This window comes from Arthrobacter sp. SAFR-023, from assembly GCF_051965295.1.
In the GTDB taxonomy this organism is placed as follows: Bacteria; Actinomycetota; Actinomycetes; order Actinomycetales; family Micrococcaceae; genus Arthrobacter.
Map to the genome: position 1 here is coordinate 15,688 of NZ_JBQCMF010000013.1, position 23,747 is coordinate 39,434.

Genomic DNA, 23,747 nt, shown 5'->3' on the forward strand with positions numbered 1-23,747 from the left:
GCTTGCGCGCTGCTAGTCCCGGCGGCGGACCGTGAGCCCGCTGCCCAGGGGACTGCCCCCGTCGGGCCCCGACAGTGCTTCCAGGCCCTCGACGGTGAGCTCCCCGAGGTCGGCTGCGGTGTCCACCAGGACGGTGTCGCCGTCGGAGATTTCACCGGCCAGGATGGCCTTGGCCAGCCGGTCGCCGATTTCGCGCTGCACGAGGCGCCGCAGCGGCCGGGCGCCGTAGGCCGGGTCGAAGCCGGACATCGCCAGCCAGGAGCGGGCCCCTTCGGTGACCTCGAGCGAAAGCCGCCGCTCCTGCAGGCGCTTGGTCAGCTCCGCCACCTGCAACTCGACGATCCGGGCGAGCTCGTCCACGGACAGCGGATCAAACAGCACCACCTCATCCAGCCGGTTCAGGAACTCCGGCTTGAAGGAAGCGTTCACGGTGGCCATCACCGCGTTGCGCTTGGCGTTCGCATCCAGCGTCGGGTCCACGAGGAACTGGCTGCCCAGGTTTGAGGTGAGCACCAGGATCACGTTGCGGAAGTCCACGGTGCGGCCTTGGCCGTCGGTGAGGCGGCCGTCGTCGAGCACCTGCAGCAGGATGTCGAACACCTCGGGGTGGGCCTTCTCCACCTCGTCCAGCAGCACCACGGAGTACGGCCGGCGGCGAACGGCCTCGGTGAGCTGGCCGCCCTCCTCGTAGCCGACGTACCCGGGAGGCGCACCGACGAGGCGCGCCACGGAGTGCTTTTCGCTGTACTCGGACATGTCGATCCGCACCATGGCGCGTTCGTCGTCGAAAAGGAAGTCCGCGAGCGCCTTGGCGAGTTCGGTTTTGCCGACGCCGGTAGGGCCGAGGAACAGGAACGAACCTGTGGGCCGGTTGGGGTCGCTGATGCCGGCCCGTGCGCGGCGCACGGCGTCGGACACGGCGGTGACGGCCTTGGACTGACCGATCAACCTCCTGCCGAGCTCCCCCTCCATGTGCAGCAGCTTCTGGCTTTCGCCCTGGAGCATGCGGCCGGCCGGAATTCCGGTCCATGCCGCGATGACCTCGGCGATGTCGTTGGCCGTGACCTCCTCCGCCACCATCAGGGCAGATTTGTCGGCGACGGCGGCCTCAGCTTCTGCGGCGTCGTTCAGTTCGCGTTCCAGTGCAGGAATTTCGCCGTAGAGGACCCGGGACGCGGTCTCAAGGTCTCCCTCGCGCTGCGCCTTGTCCGCAGTGGACCGCAGCTCGTCCAGCTTTGCCTTCAGGTCGCCAACGCGGTTCAGGCCTGCTTTCTCGGCCTCCCATCGGGCGTTCAAGCCGGCCAGTTGCTCCTTCTTGTCCGCCATGTCCGCCCGCAGCGCAGCGAGGCGCTCCACGGACGCGGCGTCCGTCTCACCCTGCAGGGCGAGCTCCTCCATGGTGAGCCGGTCGACGGCGCGGCGCAGCTGGTCGATCTCCTCCGGGGCGGAGTCGATCTCCATGCGCAGCCGGGAGGCGGCCTCGTCCACGAGGTCGATCGCCTTGTCCGGCAGTTGCCGGCCGGAAATGTAGCGGTTGGAGAGCGTCGCGGCAGCCACCAGCGCGGAGTCTGCGATGGCGACCTTGTGGTGGGCCTCGTACCGCTCCTTCAGGCCCCGCAGGATTCCGATGGTGTCGTCCACGCTGGGCTCCCCGACGTACACCTGCTGGAAGCGCCGCTCCAGGGCGGGGTCCTTCTCGATGTTCTCGCGGTACTCGTCGAGGGTGGTGGCGCCGATCAGCCGCAGCTCACCCCGGGCCAGCATCGGCTTGAGCATATTGCCGGCGTCCATGGCGCTTTCGCCGCTGGCCCCGGCTCCCACCACTGTGTGCAGCTCATCGATGAACGTGACAATCCGGCCGTCAGAGTTCTTGATCTCTTCAAGGACGGCCTTGAGTCGCTCCTCAAACTCGCCCCGGTACTTGGCACCGGCCACCATGGAGGCCAGGTCAAGGGCGATCAGGGTCTTGCCCCGAAGACTCTCCGGCACGTCACCGGCGACGATGCGCTGGGCGAGGCCCTCGACGACGGCCGTCTTGCCGACGCCCGGCTCACCGATGATCACCGGGTTGTTCTTCGTGCGGCGGCTGAGCACCTGGATGATGCGGCGGATTTCGGCATCCCGCCCAATCACGGGGTCCAGCTTGCCGGAGCGGGCGGTCGCGGTCAGATCGGTGCCGAACTTTTCCAGGGCCTGAAAAGTGTTCTCCGGGTCAGGCGAGTTGACCTTGCGGTCGCCGCGGACACCCGGCAGGGCCGCTGCCAAGGCCTCATGCGACGCGCCGGCGTCGCGCAACAGCCTGCCAACGCCGTCGCTTCCCGCCGAGAGGCCCAGCAGCAGGTGCTCGGTAGAGACGAAGGAGTCGCCCAGCTTGTCCGCCTCGTTCTGGGCGTTCTGGATCGCCTGCAGGGAAGGCCGGGACAGCTGGGCCTGCTGGACCGAGCTTCCGGACGTGGCGGGCAGTGCCTTGATGGCGGTACTGGCCTGGACGCTGACAGTATCCGGGTCCGCTCCGGTGGCGCGAAGGAGAGCGACGGCGACGCCCTCCCGCTGATCCATCAGCGCCTTGAGCAGGTGGGCGGGTTCCACCTGCGGATTCCCGGCCGTGGAGGCGTTCATCGCGGCAGCTGAAAGAGCCTCCTGGCTCTTGGTGGTGAATTTGGCGTCCAAAGAGAGCTCCTTTCGAAGACGTTTTAGCTACGTTGAGTCTACTACGCTCAACTTTGCTTTTTACGTCATCACTGCCAAGTTTTCCCACAGCGAAATGCCCTCTCAGGGGCGGGCGGACATTCCGTGAACAGTGGCCCTTGAACTGTATCGCCAGCGGCCGAATCCCCCTAGGATCGACCTGTGGCTGCGAGGGCCAAGCCCTCGAGGCGGCCGCCGCCAAGAGCGTCAGTCCACAATCCCCAAAGGCCACTACCCCAGAGACAGGACCGGCAATGAAGAAGTTTGTAGTTCTTTACAACGCACCGCAGTCGGCACAATCCCAGATGGCGGAGAGTTCCCCCGAGGCCGCGCAGGAGGGCATGAAGGCCTGGATGGAGTGGGCGTCCCGGGCCGGCAGCGGCATCGTGGACATGGGCCAGCCCCTGGGCGCCGGCAAGGAGGTCAGCCAGTCCGGCACCTCGGACACGAACGCCAGCGTCGGCGGATACGGAATCCTGCAGGCCGAGGACATGGACGGCGCCCTGGCCCTCCTCGAGGGACACCCGCACCTCATGATGCCCGGCGCGAGCATCCAGGTATACGAGACCCTCGACCTGCCCGGGATGTAACCGCTAGGAGCCCCGAACCCCGGAGACGCTGGCGATCCAGGCCAGGTTGCGGAGCACGGAGGCATGGTCATTGAAGTAACCGGTGTAATTCGAAGGGTTCGGGGCCGGCAGGATGTCCGACGAGGACAGGACCCCTGCAAGTTTGCCGTTCACGATCAGCGGGCCGCCCGAGTCGCCGCTCAGCGTGTGACCGCTCTTCGACCGCGTCCGGACAGACGGACCGCCGTAGTTGTCCACGCCCTGCCACACCACCGAGACGTCCGCCGCTTTGAGGTAGTAGGACATGGCGCCGGACCCCTCGGACTGATCGCCCCAGCCATAAACCCTCGCGGGAGTTCCGGTGGCAGGAAAGGAACTGGACAGGCCCACGTAGGAGCCGTAGTACGGCGCGGACAGTCTCAGCAACAGGACGTCCCCGGCAGGGGCGGGGTAGCGCGCGGCCACCGAACGGACGGCACCTCCGGTTCCGAGGTAGCTGGTGCCGAGCCGGACCGACCTAAGGCTCGTGGAGTTGCAGTGCTTGGCCGTAATGACCCAGCCCGCAGCGATCTGACTGCCGGTACAGCCCACGTTGACGCCTGCGGAGTCGAAGGAAACTTGCGCCGCGAAGGGGGCTGCTGAAACCGCAGTGATGCCGCCGCCCGCGATGTCCCGGCTCAACGTACCGTCGCCGTCGGGGGCCGGCACGTCCCTGACGCGCGTTTCCCGGGCCGCGGCGGCCTGCGCTGGCGGACCGCCGAGTACGGGAGCCAGCATGGCCGCGCTGGCCGTGGCAGCGGCCAGGATTTTGGCGATCTTCAACGTGAGGCTCCTTGGCGTCGGGGGCGAGGGGTCCGACTGCGAGCGTACGTGTCATGACAACGGATGTCATATCCATTACAGAAAAAGTCACTGCAGTCCGCGCCGGCGCCGGCGCATGGCCCCGAAGCGCCGGGGGGATTACCCTGAGGGCCAAGCAGGAATCACTTTTTCGCCAGCCTGCGGCGGCATCAGGCTCAGTTCCGCGGTGTGAGGGATCATGACTGGACTGTCGAAACAACGGAGATGGCCCGGCGTTGCTCCGGCCGTACTTTCGATGGCGCTGCTGGTTACAGCGTGCCAGCCCGCTCCACCCCCGCCGCCGCCATCGTCGTCCGGGACGCCGGTTTCGCCTGCTGGGACCGGACCGGCAACCCCGTCATCCAGCTCCGGGCAATCCTCCTCCCCTGCAGGGCCTTCCCCAGACGCAGAGTCCTCCTCCACCACAGCGCCAGCCGCCGTCCACTTCACGGCCCAGGGCGACATCGGGCTGGGCGCGGGGGCCAGGAAGGTGCTTGACACAATCGGCGGCCTGCGGCCTGAGCTGAACCTGGCCCTCGGGGACTTCCCCTACGAGGCAGGGCGCGAGCAGGATTTCTGTGACATGGTCACCGGCAAGCTGGGCGGCCACTTTCCCTACCAGGTGGTCAGCGGAAACCACGAGAGCGACGGCCATGACGGCGACATCGCCAACATCGTCAACTGCCTGCCCAACAAGCTGCCGGGGCTGCAGGGCGAGTACGGAGTGCAGTGGTACGCCGACTACCCGGAACGGAACCCGCTGGTGCGTTTCATCATGGTGTCCCCGGGGATCGAATTCCATGACGGAAACAACCTGGACTACTCGCGGGGCAGTGAGCGGTGGCGCTGGACAGCAGCCGCGTTGGACGGTGCCAAGTCCAAGGACATCCCGTGGACCGTGGTGGGCATGCACACTCCTTGTCTCAGCGTGGGCAAATATGGTTGCCAGGCTGGAGCCGACTTCACGGACATGCTCATCGACAAGAAGGCAGATCTTGTTCTGAGCGCCCACGACCACATCTACCAACGGAGCCACCAACTGGGTGGGGGCCGGGGCTGCCCTGCACTGGTGCCGGACACATTCTCCCAAGGCTGCCTCGCCGATTCGGACGCCACCATGGTCCAGGGTGCCGGAACGGTCTTCGCCACAGTCGGAACGGGCGGCAGGGGGCTGTATGACGTCAACGACCAGGATTCGGAATCCGGCTACTTTGCCGCCTGGTCCGGGAGCAACCGCGACGCCGCCCTCGGCACGCTGGACGTGACGGCCACCGCTGACCGGCTCGCAGCAAAGTTTGTCCCGGCGGAGGGGTATACCTTTACGGACAACTTCGAGATTGGACGAAAGTAGCCGGGCCGCAGCTGCACTGACGCGGATGGCGGGCACGGCACCGGACTAGACTCTCTCCCATGGCCGTCTACATCGATCCGCCGCTTTGGCCTGCCCATGAAACACTTTTTTCGCATCTGATTTCGGACACTTCCCTGGCGGAGCTGCACGCCTTCGCCGCTGCGGCGGGCATCCCTGAGCGGGCATTCGACGGCGACCACTACGACGTGCCGCAGCGCCGCTATGACGGTCTGGTGGCTGCCGGTGCCATTCCGGTTGAGGCGCGGGTCCTCGTGCGGAAACTCATTGCCAGCGGGCTCCGGATCCCCGCGCGCAGCCGCACGAAGTCCCTCAAGACTCCCCTGCTCCACCGCTGGAACATGGTGCTGCCCGGCCATGACGCCCTGTTCCTGGACCTGCTGGACCGCTGGAGCGAGAGCCACCGCAGGTACCACGGCTGCACGCACCTGCTCGCCGTGCTGGAGGCCCTGGACCTGCTCACCGCACCCGCGCGGCCGCCGCGCACCGTGCTGCTGGCGGCCTGGTTCCACGACGCCGTCTACCGGGGAGTGGCGGGCCAGGACGAGGAGGAGTCCGCCCGGCTCGCCGAACTCAGGCTCAGCCAGGCCGGACTGCCGGAAGCCGAGGTCGATGAGGTAGCGCGGCTGGTCCGGCTCACCTCGGATCACCGGCCGGAGGACGGGGACGACGACGGCGCCCTCCTCTGCGACGCGGACCTGTCGGTTCTGGGCGGGGAACCGGAGCGCTACGCCCGGTATGTGGCGGCCGTCCGGAAAGACTATGCGCACATCGGCGACGCCGACTTTGCGGCCGGGAGGGCCGCCGTCGTCCGCCAGTTGCTGGCACTGGACCCGCTCTTCCACACCGAGCGGGCCCGCAGCCTGTGGCTGGAGGCCGCCCGGCGGAACCTGAAGGCTGAGCTGGCCTGACCGCGCTGCCGGACTGTATGTGAGTCAGCGGTAGGCCGTGATGAACGGCCTGTCCGTGGGCACGATCTGCTTGCCCAGTGGCATGAGGGAAACCGGGATCAGCTTCAGGTTGGCGATGGCCAGCGGGATGCCGATGATGGTGATGGCCATGGCGAACGCCGTGACCACGTGCCCAATGGCAATCCAGATGCCGGCCACCAACAGCCAGATCACGTTGCCGAGGAGCGAGAACACGCCGTTTCCGCCCGGCTTGTCCACCACCATCCGGCCAAAGGGCCACAGGGTGTAGGACGCGATCCGGAAGGAGGCGATGCCCCAGGGGATGGTCACGATGAGCAGGCAGCAGATGATGCCGGCGGCGAAGTAGCCCAGCGCCAGCCAGAAGCCGCCGAATACCAGCCAGATGATGTTCAGGAGTGTCTTCATCCGTCCATTCTGCCGGGCCGGAAGGCTGCAGCGCCTCGGGATCTGCCCTGAATTAACCCTTAACCTTCAGCCTGCGAACTTTCGGCCTTGGGCACCTTCAGCCTCGGGCTGAGGCGCGGGACCCCGGCGGCCGCGACCAGCAGCGCGAGAAGCCCTAGGCCCAGCGGGAGCGAGGCGGCGGTGGCGACGGCTCCCACCAGGAGCGGGCCGCCGGCGTCGCCGAGTTCGCGTCCGAGCTCGGCCGAGCCCATGGTTCGCCCCATCCGGTTCTTCGGTGTGCTGTCGGCCAAATGCGCAAAGCCCAGCGGCGTGGCCGCGCCGACGCCGGCCCCAATGAGGGCCGCGGCGATGAAGATCGTGGCGGGCCCCGGGGCGGCGGCCACCAGGGCCACCCCGGCGGCGGTGAGCAACAGGCCGGTGCGCATTCCGCCTGCGTCGCCGATGCGGTGCATGTCGCGCATCGCTCCGATCCGCGGCTGGACCAGCAGGGAGGCGACGGCCAGCACACTGACGGCGGCGGTGCCGGCCACCGGATCAAGGCCGTGCCGCACGGCCAGGGCTGGAAGGAAACCGATAGCCGCTCCCATGGCCGCCATCGTTGCCGCCAGCACCAGCGTGGGCACCAGGAACTTGCGCTCCGCAACCTGCCGGGCCAGGTCCAGCACCGTGTACCGCTGGCGCGGGAGCGGCGGCAGGTGCGGCACGGCGAGAAGGACCCACACGGCGGTGGCTGCGGCAAGCGCGGAAAGAGCCCCGAACAGCAGCGCAAAGCCGCCGGCCGCGATCAGCCCGGCACCGAGCAGAGGGCCAATCACATAACCGAGGCTCTTCCAGGACCCGTACCTGCCGAAGAAGGTCCCGGCGTTCTTCCCGGCCGAGAGCCGGGCCACCATCGCAGAGGACGCCGGGGAGAACGCCGATGCGGCGGCCCCTTGGCCCAGGCGGGCAAGGCCCAGCAGCAGCGGATCCGCGGCCCCCAGTCCGATCAGGGACAGTGCTGCGAAGCCGATGAGTCCGCCGACAATGACCGGCTTGGCGCCGATCCGGTCGCTCAGCGCGCCAAAGACCGGCTTGAGGAACACCTCGGAGATGTCGTAGAGGGCCAGCAGGATTCCCAGGTTAAGCAGGGTCAGGCCGATGTTGCCGCTCTGGGCGCCCATGCCGGCTGCAATGCTGTGTGCACCGAACGCGGTCACGAATCCGGCGGCGTAGAGGGGAGCCGCGGGCGTCCGGGCGCGCGCCGCTTGGGCCACCGGTCAGCCTTTGGCTGCCGTCACGAAGGCCCTGATCTTGGCCAGGTCCTTCACTCCCCTGCTTTGTTCGACGCCGGACGAGACGTCCACGCCCCACGCCCCGGCGTCACGGGCGGCTTCGGACACGTTGGCGGGATCGAGGCCGCCAGCCAGGAGCCACTGCCGTCCCGCCAGGCCTTTGGCGCGCACGGAACCGTAGTCCCAGGCCTCGCCGGAACCGGGAACCGCGGCGTCGATCAGCAGCAGTTCCTCGCCCCAGTCGGCAAACGCGTCCGGTACGGCACCCATGGTGACGGCGCGGATGACCTTCATGCCGGCGTCGTGCGCTGTTTTGACGTCATCCGGTGTGCGGTCACCGTGAAGCTGGATCCAGCCCAGTCCCGCGGCGCGGGCGATGGCCACCGCGTCGGCGGCCGATTCGGAGCGGAAGACGCCGACGGCGGCCACACCCTCCGGTACAGCCTTCACCAGCTGGGTGGCCAGATGCGGTGACACCACCCGGGGGCTGGCCGTCAGGACAAAGCCGACGGCGTCCGCTCCGGCTTCCACGGCCTCCCGGACAGATTCAGGCGTGCTCAGGCCGCAGACTTTGACGAACATTCCCGGCTCCTTGTTGTTGAAAGCGTCGACCACTTTCTGCAGCGATCCGTCGCCGACTTTACGCGGGGAAAGAGCGTGCGGGCAACGCGCAGATAGGCTGGTCAGATGCAGATCATCCGCTTCGCCGACCTCAAACCCCAGCCCTGGCGCAACGGCGGCGGTGTCACCCGCGAGCTCGCCAGCCAAGCCGGGGGCGCTTCAGCCGGGGCCACGTCATCGGACGGCGGCGCGTGGGACTGGAGGGTCAGCATCGCCGACGTCACCAGTGCCGGGGAGTATTCCCCCTTTCCGGGGATGGAACGACTGCTGACCGTGGTCGAGGGCGAGCTGCTGTTGCTGGCCGTGGACGGGACCGAGCACCCGCTCGAAAAGTACAGGCCCTTCCGGTTTTCCGGCGGTGCGGCCTCCTCCTCGGCCCTGCCCACAGGGGATGTCCGCAACCTCAACGTCATCGCCCGGGAGGGCGCCTTCAAGGCGTACACCTCCATCGTGGAGCTGTCCAAGAAGCGGGCCCATCCCGTGTTCGAGGGCCAGCTGGGCATCCTGCTGCAGGGCCAGGCAGCGGTCAGTCCTGGGAATGCCGGGCAGGACAGTGGCGGCGGGCAGGACAGTGGCGGCGGGCAGGACGGCGCGCCCGTGGCGCTCAACCGCTACGACTCAGTGGTGGGCTCGGACAGCCCAACACCGGAAATCCTGGGCCGCGGGTTCCTGGCCGTGGTGTCCATCGATCCCGTGGCCAGCTAACAGCTCTGGTCCGCAGGAGGTGCCGGACCCTAGACTCGGTGCCATGACCAAGTCAAAATTCAGCGACCTCCTGCTGCTGCAGATAGGCAACGAATTCGCAGCCTCGCAGCAGTACATTGCCGTGGCCGTCTGGTTCGCCAACCAGGATCTCCCCCAACTCGCCAGGTACTTTTACCGGCAGTCGGTGGAGGAACGCAACCACGCCATGATGATGGTGCAGTACATGGTGGACCGCGGCGTTTCCGTCAGCATCCCCGGCGTGCCCGCCGTCCGCAACGACTTCGCCTCCGTCACGGACCCGCTGGCACTCGCGCTGCAGCAGGAGAAGGAAGTCACCCGCAGCATCGAAAGCCTCTTCCGCGCAGCCCGGGCCGAGGATGACGCCCTCGGCGAGCAGTTCATGCTCTGGTTCCTCAAAGAGCAGGTGGAGGAAGTCGCCTCGATGACCACCCTCCTGAACATCGCCGAACGGGCGGACAACACCTTCGACATCGAGAACTTTGTCGCCCGGGAAACCATCGGCGACGGCGGCCGCGATGCCGCAGCGCCGGAGGCGGCCGGCGGCGCCCTCTGACCGGGGGCCGCTGGCGGTGAGCTTTGCCACCAACGGTGGCTGCCGCCGTCGGGCGTTGCTAGGGTGAAAACCAAGGTCCCCTTCCGCGGACCTCCGGACGACGGTTCAGTACCCGGTGCGCGACAAGACTGGCCAAAGGATCTGTCATGTCGTGGTTCATCCTCATTTTTTCAGGTGCCCTCGAGGCGGTGTGGGCGGCAGCGCTGCACCGGGCGTCCCAGTCCTCCGGCCGGCGCCGGATGGCGGCCGGAGCACTTTTCCTGGTCGCGATCGTGGCCAGCACCGCAGGCCTCGGCATCGCCATGCAGTCCATTCCCACCGGCACCGCCTACGCAGTGTGGGTGGGCGTGGGCGTGGTGTTGACCTCCGCCTACGCGATCGTCGCCAAAGTAGAACGGCCGACGGCGGCGCGGCTCCTGCTGCTGGCCGGTATCGCCGCGTGCGTGGTTGGCCTGAAGGTGGTGGCCTGATGCTCACGAAGCCTGCCACAGCGTGGATTATCCTGCTCGCCTCTGCCGTCCTGGAGGCCGTCTGGGCGACGGCACTGGGCCTGTCCGACGGCCTGACCCGGCCACTACCCACCGTTGTTTTCGTGGTGACGGCCGCGTTCAGCATGCAGGGCCTGGGCATGGCGGTGAAGCACATCCCGCTCGGCACCGCCTACGCCGTCTGGGTGGGGATCGGCGCGGCGCTGACGGTCGGCTGGGCCATGGCCACCGGCGTCGAGCCCTTCAGCCTGCTCAAGTTGCTGTTCATCGCGGGGATTGTGGGATGCGCGGCCGGACTCAAGATGCTGCCGGCCGGTTCTGCCCGCCAGCGCGGGACTCAGCGCGGGGCCGGTTCGCCTCCCTAGGCTGGGTCTCATCCCTAGACTGGCCTCATGGACACGCTCATTCACTCACTTCGGGACATCACCATCCGCCGGATCTCGGTCAGCGAGATGGACAACAACGTGTATCTACTGACGGCAAAGGGGTCCGGAGCGCAGCTGCTGATTGACGCCGCGGATGAGCTGCCGGCCATCCAGAGCCTGCTGGCGGATGCCACGGCGGACACCCCAGGCGAGCCCAAGCTGGCGCTCATCGCCACCACGCACCAGCACTGGGACCACGTGCGCGCACTGCCGGGCCTCGTTGAAGCCACCGGAGCCAAGACCGCCGCGGGCACGGACGACGCCCCGGAACTGCCTGTGACGGTGGACCTGTTGCTGGACCACGGCGACGTCGGGAACTTCGACGGGTTCGACGTCACCGCCGTCCACCTGCGCGGCCACACCCCCGGCTCGGTGGCGCTCGTCTACCAGGACCCGGAGGGACCGGCCCACATCTTCTCCGGCGACTCCCTCTTCCCTGGCGGCGTGGGCAACACGCAGAAGGACCCCGAGCGGTTCAACCAGCTGCTCACGGACGTCACCGAGCGGATCTTCGGCGTCTACCCGGATGACACCGTGGTGCACCCGGGCCACGGCAAGCCCACCACGCTCGGCGCCGAGCGGCCGCACCTTGAGGAGTGGCGCGCCCGCGGCTGGTAGCTGGCGCTGCGCTCAGTGACCTGCGCTACGCAAAATGCCGGTCGCTACGGGAATTCCCGTAGCGACCGGCATTTTGCGTGTCGCCAGTGACTTGGCGTGTCGTCGGCCAGGTATTAGCGGCCGCGGCGCTCGTTCGACGCCGGGGCCGACGCGCGGCGCGGGGCCTTCCGGGCCGGACGTCCGTCACCGGAGCGGCCGCTGCCGCCCGACGAGGAACCACCCGAGTATGAGCCGCCCGACGTGCCACCGGTGGTGGAGGACCAGACCGGAGCGTTGCCGCCGGCCTTGCTGCCGGCCGCTGCGCGCTGCCCGGTGGCGGGACGTCCGCTGCGCTGGCCGCCGCTGGCCGGACGGCCGGTGCCGCCACGGGGGGATTCGCTGCGGGTGAAGCGGGACTCGGACCGTCCGTCCGAACCGCGTCCGGCCGATGAACGGCCACCAGCCGCAGGCACATCGTTGCGGTGCGTGGACGCAGTGCCACGGCCACGTGCGTTGCGGCGGGCAGCAGCTGCCGCAGTGGCGCGGTCCTCGTTCTGCTCGGCGACGCGGTCGGCAGCCGCACGAGCTTCGGTGCGGCCCTCGTAGGCCGCGGCCCGGCGCTCGGCACGGGGCAGGTCCGTGCGCGGAGCCTCAGCGGAAACCCGCCCGCGGCCGCCACGGCCGCCACGGCCGCCGGCCGTGGGTGATGCCTGGCGGCGTGCGCGCTTGCGCTCGGCGTTGGCGCCGGTGGACTTGCCGGCACCCTGCTGCGGAGCTTTCGCCGCGAGGAGAGCCGCACGGGTCCGAGGGTCAACCTTGTCGGCGATCGCGCCCACCAGCTCGGCAACGATCGGCGAGCTTGCGGTGACCCGCTCGAAGCTGACCTCGACGCCGGCAGCCTTCATGAGCTTCTTGACGTCCGTCTGCTGCTCGGGCAGGGTCAGCGTGACCACGGTGCCGTCGGAGCCGGCACGGGCGGTGCGGCCGGAGCGGTGCAGGTACGCCTTGTGCTCGGTGGGCGGGTCGACGTGGATGACCAGTTCGACGTCGTCGACGTGGACGCCGCGGGCCGCGACGTCGGTGGCCACCAGGACGCGGACGTCACCGGAGGAGAACTCGGCAAGGTTGCGGTCGCGGGCGTTCTGCGACAGGTTGCCGTGCAGGTCGACGGCGGGAATTCCGGCGTCGGTCAGGGTCTTGGCCAGCTTGCGGGCGTGGTGCTTGGTGCGCATGAACAGCACACGGCGGCCGGCGCCGGACGCCAGTTCAACGATCAGCTGCTTCTTGACGGTCTGGTCGTTGACCACCAGCACGTGGTGCTCCATGGTGGTCACGGCGGCCTGCGGATCGTCCACGGAGTGGGTCAGCGGGTTGGACAGGTAGCGCTGGACGATCTTGTCCACGCCGTTGTCCAGCGTGGCGGAGAACAGCAGGCGCTGGCCCTGGCTCGGGGTCATGTCCATGAGCTTCTTGACCACGGGCAGGAAGCCGAGGTCGGCCATGTGGTCGGCCTCGTCCAGCACCGTCACCTCGACGGCCTCGAGGGTCAGGATGCGCTGGCGGATCAGGTCCTCCAGCCGGCCCGGGCAGGCGATGACAATGTCGACGCCGGCGCGCAGCGCCTTCTCCTGGCGGGCCTGGGAGATGCCGCCGTAGATCACGGTGGTGTTCAGGCCCATGGCCTTGGCCAGCGGCTCGATCGTTGCGTTGATCTGGGTGGCCAGTTCACGGGTGGGCGCCAGGACCAGGCCCATGGGGCGCCCGGGCTTGCGGAAGTAGGCGGCTTCGCGCTCGGCGAGGCGGGCCACCAGCGGGATGGCGAAGGCGATGGTCTTACCGGAGCCGGTGCGGCCACGGCCCAGAACGTCGCGGCCGGCCAGGGTGTCCGGCAGGGTCTTGACCTGGATGGGGAACGGGGATTCGATGCCCTGGGCGGCCAGGATTTCGGTGAGTGCCTTGGGCGTGCCGAGGGCAGCAAAAGTAGTCATATGCGTTTATCAGGGTCTTTCAGGCGGTATCCAGCGGATATCGGCCCCCGACGCCGGTTGGCTCAGGGGGTCGCCGAAGAAAAGTCAGGTGATCAACCGGGCTGCTGCCAGAGTTCAAACAGCGGCCGCCGGGACCAATAGCGTTCATCGACGCAGGATGTGCCTCTCACATGAAAAAAGCCCACTCTCCAAGTTTCAGAGCAAAGCGGGCATCACTGCACATCAAGTCCCACCAGTCTACCATCAGGGCCCCGCCAGCCATTCCCGCCCCGCTTGCTGCCGCCTATGCCGGAACTTTCGCTGCCCCCTTTGCGGCCTCAACCCGTCGCCGGCCGCGGCTCTTGCCCCTCTCGGCACCGCCCGGCAAGGCGTGATGCAGCTCACGGACAACAATGGGCGACATTTGGGACTGGCATGCTGGACATATGTCGAAGACTATTGCGGCGCTTCGCCCTCAGTGCGAATTTCCTGCCAGCGCGGCTAACCACCGGCTGGACTGCAGGAATGCGCTTTTCTGGCGGACCACTCCGCCCGGTACGGGGACACCCAGCCCGTCCGCTGCCGAGCAGTGCGGGTGGCGGTTGCACCCCCTGCCGCGTCCCGCCGCTCATAGTCTTAACACCATCCCAACTGTTAGTTCCGTCACATCCATGGCGGACCGACGCGGCCGGCACGGCAACTCCCCGGACGTGCCGGCACCTGTGACAAGGAAGAAGACTTGATGTCTGAACGCACCACCAGCATTTCCGATCAGCCGTCCGCAGAGCGTGCTGAATCCGGCCAAAGCAGGGAGCCGCACCTCGCCCGTGGACTCGGCAACCGCCACATCCAGCTCCTGGCCATCGGCGGCGCCATCGGCACCGGCCTGTTCATGGGCTCCGGCAAGACCATCTCCCTCGCCGGCCCTTCCGTCATCTTCGTGTACATGATCATCGGCTTCATGCTGTTCTTCGTCATGCGGGCCATGGGCGAGATCCTGCTCTCCAACCTGAACTACAAGTCCTTCAGCGACTTTGCCGGCGACATCCTTGGCCCCTGGGCTGGGTTCTTCACCGGCTGGTCCTACTGGTTCTTCTGGGTAGTGACGGGTGTGGCCGACATCGTGGCCATCGCCGGCTATGTGGACAAGCTGGCCCCGGGCACTCCCCTCTGGATCCCGGCACTGATCACGCCCGTGGTCCTCATCCTGCTGAACCTTCCCACGGTCAAGGCCTTCGGCGAGGCGGAGTTCTGGTTCGCCATCATCAAGGTGGTGGCCATCCTCGCCCTGATCGCCACCGGCGTGGTCATGATCGCCACCAACTTCACCTCGCCGAGCGGCGCGGTGGCCAACCTGGCGAACATGTGGAACGACGGCGGCATGTTCCCGCACGGCATGTTCGGTTTCATCCTCGGCTTCCAGATCGCCATCTTCGCCTTTGCCGGCATCGAACTCGTGGGCACGGCAGCCGCCGAAACCAAGGACCCGGAAAAGAACCTTCCCCGGGCGATCAACTCGATCCCGATCCGTGTCCTGCTCTTCTACGTGGGCGCCCTGGTGGTCATCATGGCCGTCAACCCGTGGCGCAGCATCGACGCCGCCAGCAGCCCGTTCATCGGCATGTTCACCCTCGCCGGCCTGGGCATCGCCGCCGTTGTGATCAACCTCGTCGTCCTCACCTCGGCCGCCTCCAGCGCCAATTCCGGCATCTACTCCACCTCGCGCATGGTCTACGGGCTCGCGCAGGACGGCAACGCCCCGAAGGCCTTCGGCAAGCTCAGCGTCCGCAAGGTTCCGCAGAACGCACTCCTGTTCTCCTGCGTCTTCCTGCTGGCCGGCCTGGTCCTGCTGTACGCGGGCGACTCCGTGATCGGCGCCTTCACCATCGTCACCTCCGTGGCCTCGGTGCTGACCATGTTCGTCTGGTCGATGATCCTCATCAGCTACATCATGTTCCGCCGCCGCCGGCCGGAACTCCACGCGGCGTCCGCCTTCAAGATGCCGGGTTCGGCCTTCATGCCCTACGTGGTCCTGGCCTTCTTCGTGTTCATGCTCGTAGCCCTGGCCCAGGCCGAGGACACCCGCCTCGCGCTGGTGGTTGCCCCGGTGTGGTTCCTGCTGCTGGGCGCGGCCTGGTACTTCAACCGCCAGACGCCGCTGCAGCAGGCCCGGATCGAGGAATGGAAGGCCGAGGGCACCAGCGTCCCCGCGCCTGCGGTGAGCTCCGGCCAGGCCTAGATCCTTCGGGCCTGGTTCACCCCGCACCCCAGAAAACCGCGCTGCAGCCACCCCGGTGGTCCGTGGCGCGGTTTTTCTTTGCCCTGGTTGGGCCCCCGGTTTCTGTGGCAGGGTAATCCCCATGGACCACGAAGGGCACGACGGCGCCGCGCGCCATTGGGACGACATGTACCGCAGCAGGCCGCGTGTGTGGAGTGGCCGGCCCAACCCGCAGCTGGTGGCTGAGGCAACCGGGCTGGAGCCCGGCACTGCCCTGGACCTGGGGTGCGGCGAGGGCGCCGACGCCCTGTGGCTCGCTGAGCAGGGCTGGACGGTGACCGCAGTGGACGTTTCCGCCGTCGCACTGGAACGGGCCAAGCAGCACGCTGCGGATTCGGCGGCCGGGAACCGCATCACGTGGCTGCAGCGCGACCTCGACGCATGGGCGCCGGAGGAGCAGTTCGACCTCGTGTCCGCCCAGTTCCTGCATTCCACCGAGGCCCCATGGCAGCGGCCGCACGGGGTGGCCGCTGATGCGGTGCGACCGGGCGGGACACTGCTGATCGTCGGCCACCATCCCGACGGCCTGCCGCCCTGGCGGAGCGCATCGGACGAGCACAGCCATTCACACGAGGGCGACGGCCACGCGGGTGCGGAGATGTTCTTCACTGCGGAGCAGGCCGCGGCCGAGCTCGGCATCGCCCCGCCCGGCTGGCGAGTGGAGGTTGCGGCAGGCCGGGAACGGGAGGCCACGGGTCCGGACGGGCAGTTGGCCACGCTCGCCGACGCCGTCCTGCGCGCCACCCGCCTGCAGGCGCGCTCCTAGCCCATCGTGGTACGCCGTGACCCACCTGTACTACAAGGTCCTCCCCCGCATCTGACGTGCCCACCGGAGTTTTTGTCCACCTACCGCGACTTCGAGGGGGTTTAACTCGCAATATCTGGACCAAAACTTGGACTGGCCAGGCTAGTGGGCGACGCGGGGCGCTATGGCGACCGCGGCGGCGGCGATCACCGCGGTCAGCACGAAGACGCCGGCGAAGGACGCCGCCGTCGTCGTAAACGCCGTGAACACGATTCCCGTGGCGGCGAGGGCGAGGGCACCGCCCAGGGAGTCGGAAATGGACATCGCGGAGCTGTTGAAGCCTTCCGTGTCCGGCGTGGAAAGTGCAAGCGTCATCACGCTCAGCCGTGGATACGCCAGTCCCATGCCGCCGCCGGCAAGGACCCAGCCGGCAATCGCGACGGCGGCCGGCCAGCTGAGCGCCGTCGTCACCAGCGCCAGGACGATCGCCAGCAGCACCATCACCGAGCCGATCCGCACGGCGGCCGGGCTGGCCAGCCGCCCGCCCAGACGGCCCTGGACGCCCGACGCCGCGGCCCAGGCGAGGGCTCCGCCGGTCAGGGTGAGGCCGGCGAACGTGGGCGAGAAGGCGTAGCGCTCCACGAGCAGGTACGGCAGGTAGACCTCGGCACCGAAGAAGCCGGCCGAAACAAGTCCGCGGATCAGGATCACGCTGGGCAGGCCCCGCCGGGCGGTGAGGGTTCCGCGCGGCACCAGCGGCCTGACGGCCAGCAGTGCAATCACGACGGCGGCTCCCGCCAGGAGCGGTCCGGCCACCGGAAATCCGGAGGAGAGGTTGAGGCCCAGCACCGCCAGCGCGGCGAGGGCCGCCCAGGCCAGCCGTCCCAGCGCCCAGGGGGCCGAGCCGGCCGAGTCACCCGCAGCATCTGAACCGTTCCCGTTCTCACTGCCGTTCCCGTTGGCGTTGCCGTTCCCGTTCGCGTTGCCGGACCGGACGCCGCGCAGCGCGGGAAGGAGCATCGCCAGGGCCGGGAGTACCAGCACCACGACTCCGAGGAACACCCAGTGCCAGCTCGCCAGCTGGGCCACAAGCCCGGCGGCGAATGGCCCCACGAGGGACGGGATGACCCACGCTGCGGAGAAGGCGGCGAAAATCTTGGGATGCAGGACGGGCGGATAGACCCTGGCCACCACCACGTACAGGGCCACCGTCATGGCGCCGCCGCCCAACCCCTGCACCAGCCGGCCGGCCACCACCGCCGACATGGTGCCGGCTGTCCCCGCCACGAGCAATCCCAGCGCGAAGACGGCCACGGAGACGAGCAGCGGGCCGACCGGTCCGCGCCGGTCGGACCAGTTCCCGGCGCCCACCATGCCGATCACGCCGGTGGCCAGCGGGCCCGCGAAGGCGAGCGCGTACAGGCTGGCCCCGCCAAGCTCCCGGCTCACCACGGGCATGACGGTGGTGACGGCGAGGGACTCGAACGCGGCGAGAAACACCAGGGCGCACGCCCCCACCGTCACCAGCACGTAAGGCCGGTGGAGGATTCCGGCGCCGGGCGGGGCGGACACTGCAGATTCGTGCACGGTCAGCCCACCAGCTCAGGGGCGCCGGTGGTCACGGCGACAACGTCACCGCTGGCCGTCGAATCGGGGTTGAGCATCCAGCCCACCCTTTTGACCGTCCTCAGCATGACCACGCTCTCCACCAGCTCGATGCCCGGGATGCGCTGCTGAAGGGCCAGCTCAGCAGTCATGACATCAGCGAGCGACTGCAGCCACATGATGATGACGAAGTTGGTGCGCCCGGTGGTGGAGGCGCTCAGCCGCACGTTCCGGAAACTGCGGAGCTCCTCGGCCGCCGCCTCATGCTGGCCCGGCGGGACGTTGGCAAACCAGTGGCAGGTGACAGGGAAGCCCGAATACCTCTGCGCAATCTCGCAGCGGAAGGAGAGGGCACCACTGGCAAGCACCCTGTTCAGCTGGCGCTGCACTGTGGCCGGATGCCGGTCCAGAGCCCGGGCGATTTCCGCTGCCGTCGCTCTGCCGTCCGTCGACAGGAACGGCAGGATCGCCAGGTGGCTGGCGGGCAGCGGCTCCCCCACCGCCGCCGAGGGTGCCGACCCTGCGGCCTCGGGACCGGCGAGCGCCCGGAGCGCCTGGAGCTGGCTCCGGTTGAGGACGTTGATGCGCCAGGCGTAGGCGCCAGTGTGCAGCCGTGTGGCCAGCGAAGTCTGGTACTTGACCAGCCCTTCGATGGCGTGCAGCTTCGACGCCACAGCGGTGAAGTGCTGCAGGGAGCCGGTGATGACCGTCAGCATCAGGTCCCGGTTGCTCGCTGCCTCCTCCACGGTGACGATCTCGGGCACCGCCGCCAGTGCCCGGGTGACCTCTGCCCGGCGGTGGAGCTCGCACTCGACATCAACGAAGGCGAGGCACATCTTCTGCGGATCCCCCATCGGATGAGCCGTGACCCAGGCGGCACCGGCGGCGGTAAGGCGCTCCCACCGCGCGGCCAGGGTGGTGGCGTGCACACCCAGGACCTCCGCGGCGTCGGCCCAGCTCAGCCGTGGTGCGATCTGCAGGGCGTTGATCAGCGCGAGGTCTTCCTCCGTGACGTCCAGCGGTCCTCCCTTCGGTCGGGCCCTGCATGAATCCTGCATATTGGCCGGGGCTTTTGCATCTTTCCAGCACTTCGGCGGAATGTGAAGCAGGCCACTCCAGAATAGACCCACAGCACCGGACCACCAACGAGGAGAACACGTGCCGATAGCCGCAGACGCCCGCCATATGCAGGAAGACCTTGCCCGGTTCCGCCACAGCCTGCACCGGGAACCCGAAATCGGACTGCAGCTGCCGCGGACGCAGGAGAAGGTGCTGAAGGCCCTGGAGGGCCTGCCGTATGAAATCACGCTGGGCAAGGAGACGACGTCGGTCACCGCAGTTCTCCGCGGCGGGGCTTACGACGGCGGCGCTTCCGCTGGCGCCGCAGGCACCGCGCCTGCTGTGCTCCCGCCTGCCGTGCTCCCGCCTGCTGTGCTCCCGCCCGCCGTGCTCCTCCGGGCGGATATGGACGGGCTTCCCGTGCAGGAGACGACCGGCGTCGGCTACACCTCCACCATCGACGGCGCGATGCACGCCTGCGGCCATGACCTCCACACTGCCATGCTCACCGGCGCGGCCACCCTCCTCGCCGAGCGGCGGCACCGGCTGGCGGGCGACGTCGTACTGATGTTCCAGCCCGGCGAGGAAGGCTTCGACGGCGCGAGCTACATGATCCGCGAAGGCGTCCTGGACGCCCCCGGCCGGCGCGTCGACGCGGCTTATGGCATGCACGTCTTCTCCTCCCTCGAGCCGCACGGGACGTTCTGCACCAAGCCCGGCGTGATGCTCAGTGCCTCCGACGGCCTGGTGGTTACCGTGCTCGGCGCCGGCGGCCACGGCTCCGCCCCGCATTCGGCCAAGGATCCGGTGACGGCCGCGGCCGAGATGGTCACGGCCCTGCAGGTCATGGTCACGCGCCAGTTCAACATGTTCGATCCCGTGGTCCTCTCCGTCGGCGTCCTCCATGCGGGCACCAAGCGAAACGTCATCCCGGAATCGGCGCGCATCGAGGCCACCATCCGCACGTTCTCCGAGGAGAACCGGCAGCGGATGATGGATGCCGTCCCGCGGCTGCTCAAGGGCATCGCGGCGGCACACGGCCTCGACGTCGACGTGGACTACCAGCGGGAATACCCCCTCACCATCACTGACCAGGACGAGACACACACCGCGGAAAACGTCATCACCGAACTGTTCGGCGACTCGAGGCTCTCGCGGTGGGCCACGCCGCTCAGCGGCTCCGAGGACTTCTCCCGGGTCCTCGCCGAGGTGCCCGGCACGTTTGTCGGGCTGAGCGCCGTCCCCCGGGACGCGGACCACGCCACTTCCCCGTTCAACCACTCGCCGTACGCAACGTTCGACGACGGCGTTCTGGCTGACGGGGCCGCGCTCTACGCCGAACTCGCCATCAACCGCTTGGATGCTCTGGCCGCCGCCGGCGCCCGGGTCCCCGCTTCCGTTCCGGCTCTTTAGCCCGCCCATTCCAGGGAGACAACCATGACCGCCATCATCAACGCCCAAGAGGGCAGGATCACGACCCGTAAGACCATCATCGGCACCGGCATCGGAAACGCCGTCGAATGGTACGACTGGGCCATCTACGCCACCTTCACCCCGTTCATCGCCAGCCAGCTGTTCAGCAAGTCGGACCCAGCCTCGGCTGTGCTGTCCACGCTGGCGATCTTCGCCGTCGGGTTTGTTGCCCGTCCTTTCGGCGGTTTCCTGTTCGGCTGGATCGGTGACCGGGTGGGCCGCAAGGCGTCCATGACGCTCGCCGTCGGCCTGGCGTCGCTGGGCAGCCTCATGATCGGCATTGCCCCCACCTTTGCCAGTGTCGGGGCGTTCGCGTCGCTGATGCTCCTGGTGGCCCGGCTGGTCCAGGGCCTGGCCCACGGTGGCGAGCTGCCGTCGTCGCAAACGTATCTTTCCGAGATGGCGCCCCGGGAACACCGCGGCTTCTGGGCGACGCTAATTTACACCTCCGGCACGGTGGGGATCCTGTTCGGCACCCTGCTGGGCGCCGTCCTGAACATGGCACTGACCACGGAGGTCATGAACGCCTGGGGCTGGCGCATCCCGTTCCTGATCGGAGCCGCGATGGGCCTGTACGCGTTGATCATGCGGTCCCGGCTGCACGAGACGGATGTCTTCGAGGGCGAGACCGCCACGGAGAAGCGCGCCCCGCTCTGGCCGCAGATTGTCCGGTACCGCAAGCAGGCGCTGCAGGTGATCGGCCTGACCGTGGGCCTGACGGTCATCTACTACATCTGGGGTGTGGTGGCTCCCAGCTACGCCACGACTGCGCTGAAGATCGACCGCGGCGAGGCTCTCTGGGCCGGCGTCATCGGCAACATCGTGTTCATTGCCGCGCTTCCGGTCTGGGGCAAGCTGTCCGACCGGATCGGCCGCAAGAAGGTGCTGTGGGCCGGCGCAATCGGTTCCGCCGTCATGCATTTCCCGATGACGTGGCTGTTGAAGGATTCCGCCTGGCAGCTGGCCTTGGGCATGTCCGTGATGCTCATCTTCATCGCCGCGAGCGCCGCCATCGTTCCGGCCGTGTACGCCGAGCTGTTCCCCACGAGCATCCGCACGGTGGGCGTGGGTGTACCGTACTCCATCTGCGTGGCGGTGTTCGGCGGCACTGCGCCGTACCTGCAGCAGTGGCTGGGCACCACCATCCACATGCCGGACCTGTTCAACGTCTACGCGGTGGTGCTGCTGGCCATCAGCGTCGCGTTCATCTTCACCATCCCCGAAACCAAGGGCAAGGACCTGGCGCACTGACCCAACTAGGTAGCAGCAGAGGGCGTTCCCACGGCTGGGAACGCCCTCTGCTGCTACTTACATGGGGGTCTCAGTCGCCGATGAACTTGTCCCGCCCCGCCCGGTAGCCGAACACCGCCGCGAGCATTCCCACCGTCAGGAAGAGGAGCCCCGCTGCAGCGAAGGACCCGGTGCCCTGGTGCAACTGACCCACCAGCAGCGTGCCGGTGGAACCAAGCCCGTAGCCCACCCCCTGCATCATGCCGGAGAGGTGGGCTGCGGTGTGTCCGTCGCGGGTGCGGAGCATGATCATCGTCAAGGCGCATGCGGTGAGGCTTCCCTGGCCCAGCCCCAGCAGGCCCGTCCACACCCAGATCAGCTCAAGCGGGCCGAAGATGCTCAGGGCAAAGCCGCCGCCGGTCATGAGCGCCACCACGGTATTGATCATCCGCTGGTCACGGAACCGCGCGGCGAGCGCCGGAGCGAACAGCGAGCCCAGCATCTGCAGCACGATGGACACGGACACAATCAGCCCGGCTGTTCCGCCGTCCACCCCGCGCTCGCGCAGGATAGGCGCGAGCCAGGCGAAGACGCTGAAAGACATCATCGCCTGCAGCACCATGAAGATGGTGACCTGCCAGGCCACCGCCGAGCGCCACACGTTCACGCCGTCCCGCACCGCTTTGTGCTGTCCGTGCCGCTGTCGTATGGCCACCGGCAGGAAGAGCAGAAGTACGACGGCGGCCGGTGCCGCCCAGAACCACAGCGCCGACGTCCACTGGCCGGTAACGCTGAAAACGGGGTAGGTGAAGCCGGCGCCCAGGGCGGCGGAGGCGCAGATGGCAGTGGTGTAGAGCCCGCCCATCAGGCCGAGCCGGTGCGGAAAGTCCCGTTTCACCAGACCGGGCAGCAGCACGTTGCACAGCGCAATCGCGGCACCGCACGCCGCCGTCCCGGCGAACAGCGCCGGCAGGTGCCCGGCGCTCGGGACCTCGGCCGGCCGCAGGAGCAGACCGGCCGTCAGGACCGCCATGGCGCCCAGCAGAACCCGTTCGGCGCCGAACCGGCGGGCCAGGACCGGGGCCAGCGGCGCGAAAACGCCGAGCAGGGTGACGGGAACCGTGGTCAGCACCACCACTGCCCAGCCGGGCAGGCCGGCGTCGGACGTCACCTCGGGAAGCACCGCCGAAAAACTGGAGAACACAGTCCTGAGGTTCAGTCCGATCAGCACCAGGCATAGGCCCAGGTAAGCCAACTCCCGGCGGCCGGCCACACGGGTGGGTTCGGCGGCGGGAACGTCGTCGGCCTCTGCATCCACGAGGGTGTCCGGGCTAACGGCTGGGCGCTGCGGCAGGCTGCCGTGGCTGCGGGAATTCTGGGCATCGATCACCCGCCCATTCTTGCAGTCGCGCTGTGCTGTGCTGACCGGTCGAGGGCCAGGACGGGCACCGGACCGCGCCTCCCCACGTGGGGGTTATCCACATAAGGACCCAGGACGGTATCTCCTGCATCCGGCGGCCAATAGTCTGGTCAGCACGTGCAGATCTGATCCGCCAGCGGTCTGAGTCCGCGAGGAGAAACATGAGTTTTCAGAAAACACCGGACTCCAGAGGTCAACCGTCCGGACGCCGTTTAGGCTACCGGCCGCCTGACGATTCGGGCATGGGCGTGGCCAGCCTCGTGTGTGGTGCGCTGGCCTTGCCCAGCGCGGCGGTGACGATGTTTCCTGCCGCGTTCGTTTCGTTGGTCACGCGTCCGGACAGCGGACGAAGCGGCAGGGAATGGGTCGCAAGCGCTGTTTTCTTTACGGCGCCGGTGATGCTTACGTTGCTCTCCCTGATTTTTGGGCTCATCGCACTGGGACGGGGACCTCTGCATTCCACGGGATTCAGAACCGGCGCTGCCG

At 68.1% G+C, this 23,747-nt stretch carries 21 protein-coding genes and 1 riboswitch; of the genes, 12 read left to right on the forward strand and 9 right to left on the reverse strand.

Annotated features, from left to right (window positions below; all coding sequences use genetic code 11):
* Positions 1 to 12: 12 nt before the first annotated feature.
* Positions 13 to 2,670 (reverse strand): ATP-dependent chaperone ClpB, encoded by a 2,658-nt coding sequence (clpB, locus tag ACTHQX_RS14555; RefSeq protein WP_236805404.1) that lies wholly within the window; start codon positions 2,668 to 2,670, stop codon positions 13 to 15.
* 272 nt (positions 2,671 to 2,942) lie between these two features.
* On the opposite strand from clpB, the gene ACTHQX_RS14560 reads away from it, so the two are divergent.
* Positions 2,943 to 3,278 (forward strand): YciI family protein, encoded by a 336-nt coding sequence (locus ACTHQX_RS14560; RefSeq protein ID WP_236805405.1) that lies wholly within the window; start codon positions 2,943 to 2,945, stop codon positions 3,276 to 3,278.
* A gap of 3 nt (positions 3,279 to 3,281) precedes the next feature.
* Here ACTHQX_RS14560 and ACTHQX_RS14565 read toward each other — a convergent pair whose 3' ends face one another.
* On the reverse strand, positions 3,282 to 4,079 hold the full coding sequence (locus ACTHQX_RS14565) for a S1 family peptidase (protein WP_440158167.1): 798 nt from the start codon (positions 4,077 to 4,079) through the stop codon (positions 3,282 to 3,284).
* A gap of 487 nt (positions 4,080 to 4,566) precedes the next feature.
* Between ACTHQX_RS14565 and ACTHQX_RS14570 the strand changes: the two genes are divergently transcribed.
* Together ACTHQX_RS14570 and ACTHQX_RS14575 are read left to right on the forward strand one after the other, a co-directional pair.
* Positions 4,567 to 5,448: a metallophosphoesterase gene (locus tag ACTHQX_RS14570; protein ID WP_440158324.1), complete on the forward strand. Its 882-nt coding sequence runs from the start codon at positions 4,567 to 4,569 to the stop codon at positions 5,446 to 5,448.
* 59 nt (positions 5,449 to 5,507) lie between these two features.
* Positions 5,508 to 6,377 carry a DUF4031 domain-containing protein gene (locus tag ACTHQX_RS14575; protein WP_440158168.1) on the forward strand — a complete coding sequence of 290 codons (870 nt, stop codon included), beginning with the start codon at positions 5,508 to 5,510 and terminating at the stop codon, positions 6,375 to 6,377.
* A 24-nt stretch (positions 6,378 to 6,401) separates the two neighbouring features.
* Here ACTHQX_RS14575 and ACTHQX_RS14580 read toward each other — a convergent pair whose 3' ends face one another.
* The 3 genes from ACTHQX_RS14580 to ACTHQX_RS14590 are packed head-to-tail and all read right to left on the reverse strand — an operon-like array spanning position 6,402 to position 8,656.
* On the reverse strand, positions 6,402 to 6,803 hold the full coding sequence (locus ACTHQX_RS14580) for a YccF domain-containing protein (protein WP_236805409.1): 402 nt from the start codon (positions 6,801 to 6,803) through the stop codon (positions 6,402 to 6,404).
* 59 nt (positions 6,804 to 6,862) lie between these two features.
* Complete coding sequence (locus ACTHQX_RS14585) at positions 6,863 to 8,056, reverse strand: MFS transporter (protein WP_440158169.1); 1,194 nt, start codon at positions 8,054 to 8,056, stop codon at positions 6,863 to 6,865.
* Positions 8,057 to 8,059: 3 nt separating this feature from the next.
* Complete coding sequence (locus ACTHQX_RS14590; protein ID WP_440158170.1) at positions 8,060 to 8,656, reverse strand: phosphoribosylanthranilate isomerase; 597 nt, start codon at positions 8,654 to 8,656, stop codon at positions 8,060 to 8,062.
* A 105-nt stretch (positions 8,657 to 8,761) separates the two neighbouring features.
* Here ACTHQX_RS14590 and ACTHQX_RS14595 point away from each other — a divergent pair, with 105 nt between their 5' ends.
* The 5 genes from ACTHQX_RS14595 (at position 8,762) to ACTHQX_RS14615 (ending at position 11,505) form a co-directional block, all read left to right on the forward strand.
* Positions 8,762 to 9,400 (forward strand): HutD/Ves family protein, encoded by a 639-nt coding sequence (locus ACTHQX_RS14595; RefSeq protein ID WP_440158171.1) that lies wholly within the window; start codon positions 8,762 to 8,764, stop codon positions 9,398 to 9,400.
* Positions 9,401 to 9,443: 43 nt separating this feature from the next.
* Complete coding sequence (locus ACTHQX_RS14600; RefSeq protein WP_236805413.1) at positions 9,444 to 9,974, forward strand: ferritin; 531 nt, start codon at positions 9,444 to 9,446, stop codon at positions 9,972 to 9,974.
* 70 nt (positions 9,975 to 10,044) lie between these two features.
* Positions 10,045 to 10,111, forward strand: a riboswitch (guanidine-III (ykkC-III) riboswitch).
* A 9-nt stretch (positions 10,112 to 10,120) separates the two neighbouring features.
* Positions 10,121 to 10,444, forward strand: a complete 324-nt coding sequence (locus ACTHQX_RS14605) for a DMT family transporter (RefSeq protein ID WP_440158172.1) — start codon at positions 10,121 to 10,123, stop codon at positions 10,442 to 10,444.
* On the forward strand, positions 10,444 to 10,827 hold the full coding sequence (locus ACTHQX_RS14610; RefSeq protein ID WP_440158173.1) for a DMT family transporter: 384 nt from the start codon (positions 10,444 to 10,446) through the stop codon (positions 10,825 to 10,827). Before ACTHQX_RS14605 ends, ACTHQX_RS14610 begins: the two co-directional genes overlap by 1 nt.
* A 27-nt stretch (positions 10,828 to 10,854) precedes the next feature.
* Complete coding sequence (locus tag ACTHQX_RS14615; RefSeq protein WP_440158174.1) at positions 10,855 to 11,505, forward strand: MBL fold metallo-hydrolase; 651 nt, start codon at positions 10,855 to 10,857, stop codon at positions 11,503 to 11,505.
* A 113-nt stretch (positions 11,506 to 11,618) separates the two neighbouring features.
* On the opposite strand, the gene ACTHQX_RS14620 is transcribed toward ACTHQX_RS14615, so the two are convergent.
* Positions 11,619 to 13,472 (reverse strand): DEAD/DEAH box helicase, encoded by a 1,854-nt coding sequence (locus tag ACTHQX_RS14620; RefSeq protein WP_440158176.1) that lies wholly within the window; start codon positions 13,470 to 13,472, stop codon positions 11,619 to 11,621.
* Between the two features lie 721 nt (positions 13,473 to 14,193).
* On the opposite strand from ACTHQX_RS14620, the gene cycA reads away from it, so the two are divergent.
* Together cycA and ACTHQX_RS14630 are read left to right on the forward strand one after the other, a co-directional pair.
* Positions 14,194 to 15,690 (forward strand): D-serine/D-alanine/glycine transporter, encoded by a 1,497-nt coding sequence (cycA, locus tag ACTHQX_RS14625; RefSeq protein ID WP_440158177.1) that lies wholly within the window; start codon positions 14,194 to 14,196, stop codon positions 15,688 to 15,690.
* A gap of 121 nt (positions 15,691 to 15,811) precedes the next feature.
* Positions 15,812 to 16,495, forward strand: a complete 684-nt coding sequence (locus ACTHQX_RS14630; RefSeq protein WP_440158178.1) for an SAM-dependent methyltransferase — start codon at positions 15,812 to 15,814, stop codon at positions 16,493 to 16,495.
* A gap of 141 nt (positions 16,496 to 16,636) precedes the next feature.
* On the opposite strand, the gene ACTHQX_RS14635 is transcribed toward ACTHQX_RS14630, so the two are convergent.
* Both ACTHQX_RS14635 and ACTHQX_RS14640 read right to left on the reverse strand, forming a co-directional pair.
* Positions 16,637 to 18,061 carry an MFS transporter gene (locus ACTHQX_RS14635; protein ID WP_440158179.1) on the reverse strand — a complete coding sequence of 475 codons (1,425 nt, stop codon included), beginning with the start codon at positions 18,059 to 18,061 and terminating at the stop codon, positions 16,637 to 16,639.
* Positions 18,062 to 18,063: 2 nt separating this feature from the next.
* On the reverse strand, positions 18,064 to 19,137 hold the full coding sequence (locus tag ACTHQX_RS14640) for an Lrp/AsnC family transcriptional regulator (RefSeq protein ID WP_440158181.1): 1,074 nt from the start codon (positions 19,135 to 19,137) through the stop codon (positions 18,064 to 18,066).
* A 100-nt stretch (positions 19,138 to 19,237) separates the two neighbouring features.
* Here ACTHQX_RS14640 and ACTHQX_RS14645 point away from each other — a divergent pair, with 100 nt between their 5' ends.
* Together ACTHQX_RS14645 and ACTHQX_RS14650 are read left to right on the forward strand one after the other, a co-directional pair.
* Positions 19,238 to 20,551, forward strand: coding sequence for a M20 metallopeptidase family protein (locus tag ACTHQX_RS14645; RefSeq protein WP_440158182.1), 1,314 nt, complete (start codon positions 19,238 to 19,240; stop codon positions 20,549 to 20,551).
* A gap of 24 nt (positions 20,552 to 20,575) precedes the next feature.
* On the forward strand, positions 20,576 to 21,862 hold the full coding sequence (locus ACTHQX_RS14650) for an MFS transporter (protein WP_440158183.1): 1,287 nt from the start codon (positions 20,576 to 20,578) through the stop codon (positions 21,860 to 21,862).
* 70 nt (positions 21,863 to 21,932) lie between these two features.
* Here ACTHQX_RS14650 and ACTHQX_RS14655 read toward each other — a convergent pair whose 3' ends face one another.
* Positions 21,933 to 23,195 carry an MFS transporter gene (locus ACTHQX_RS14655; protein WP_440158325.1) on the reverse strand — a complete coding sequence of 421 codons (1,263 nt, stop codon included), beginning with the start codon at positions 23,193 to 23,195 and terminating at the stop codon, positions 21,933 to 21,935.
* Positions 23,196 to 23,747: the final 552 nt, after the last annotated feature.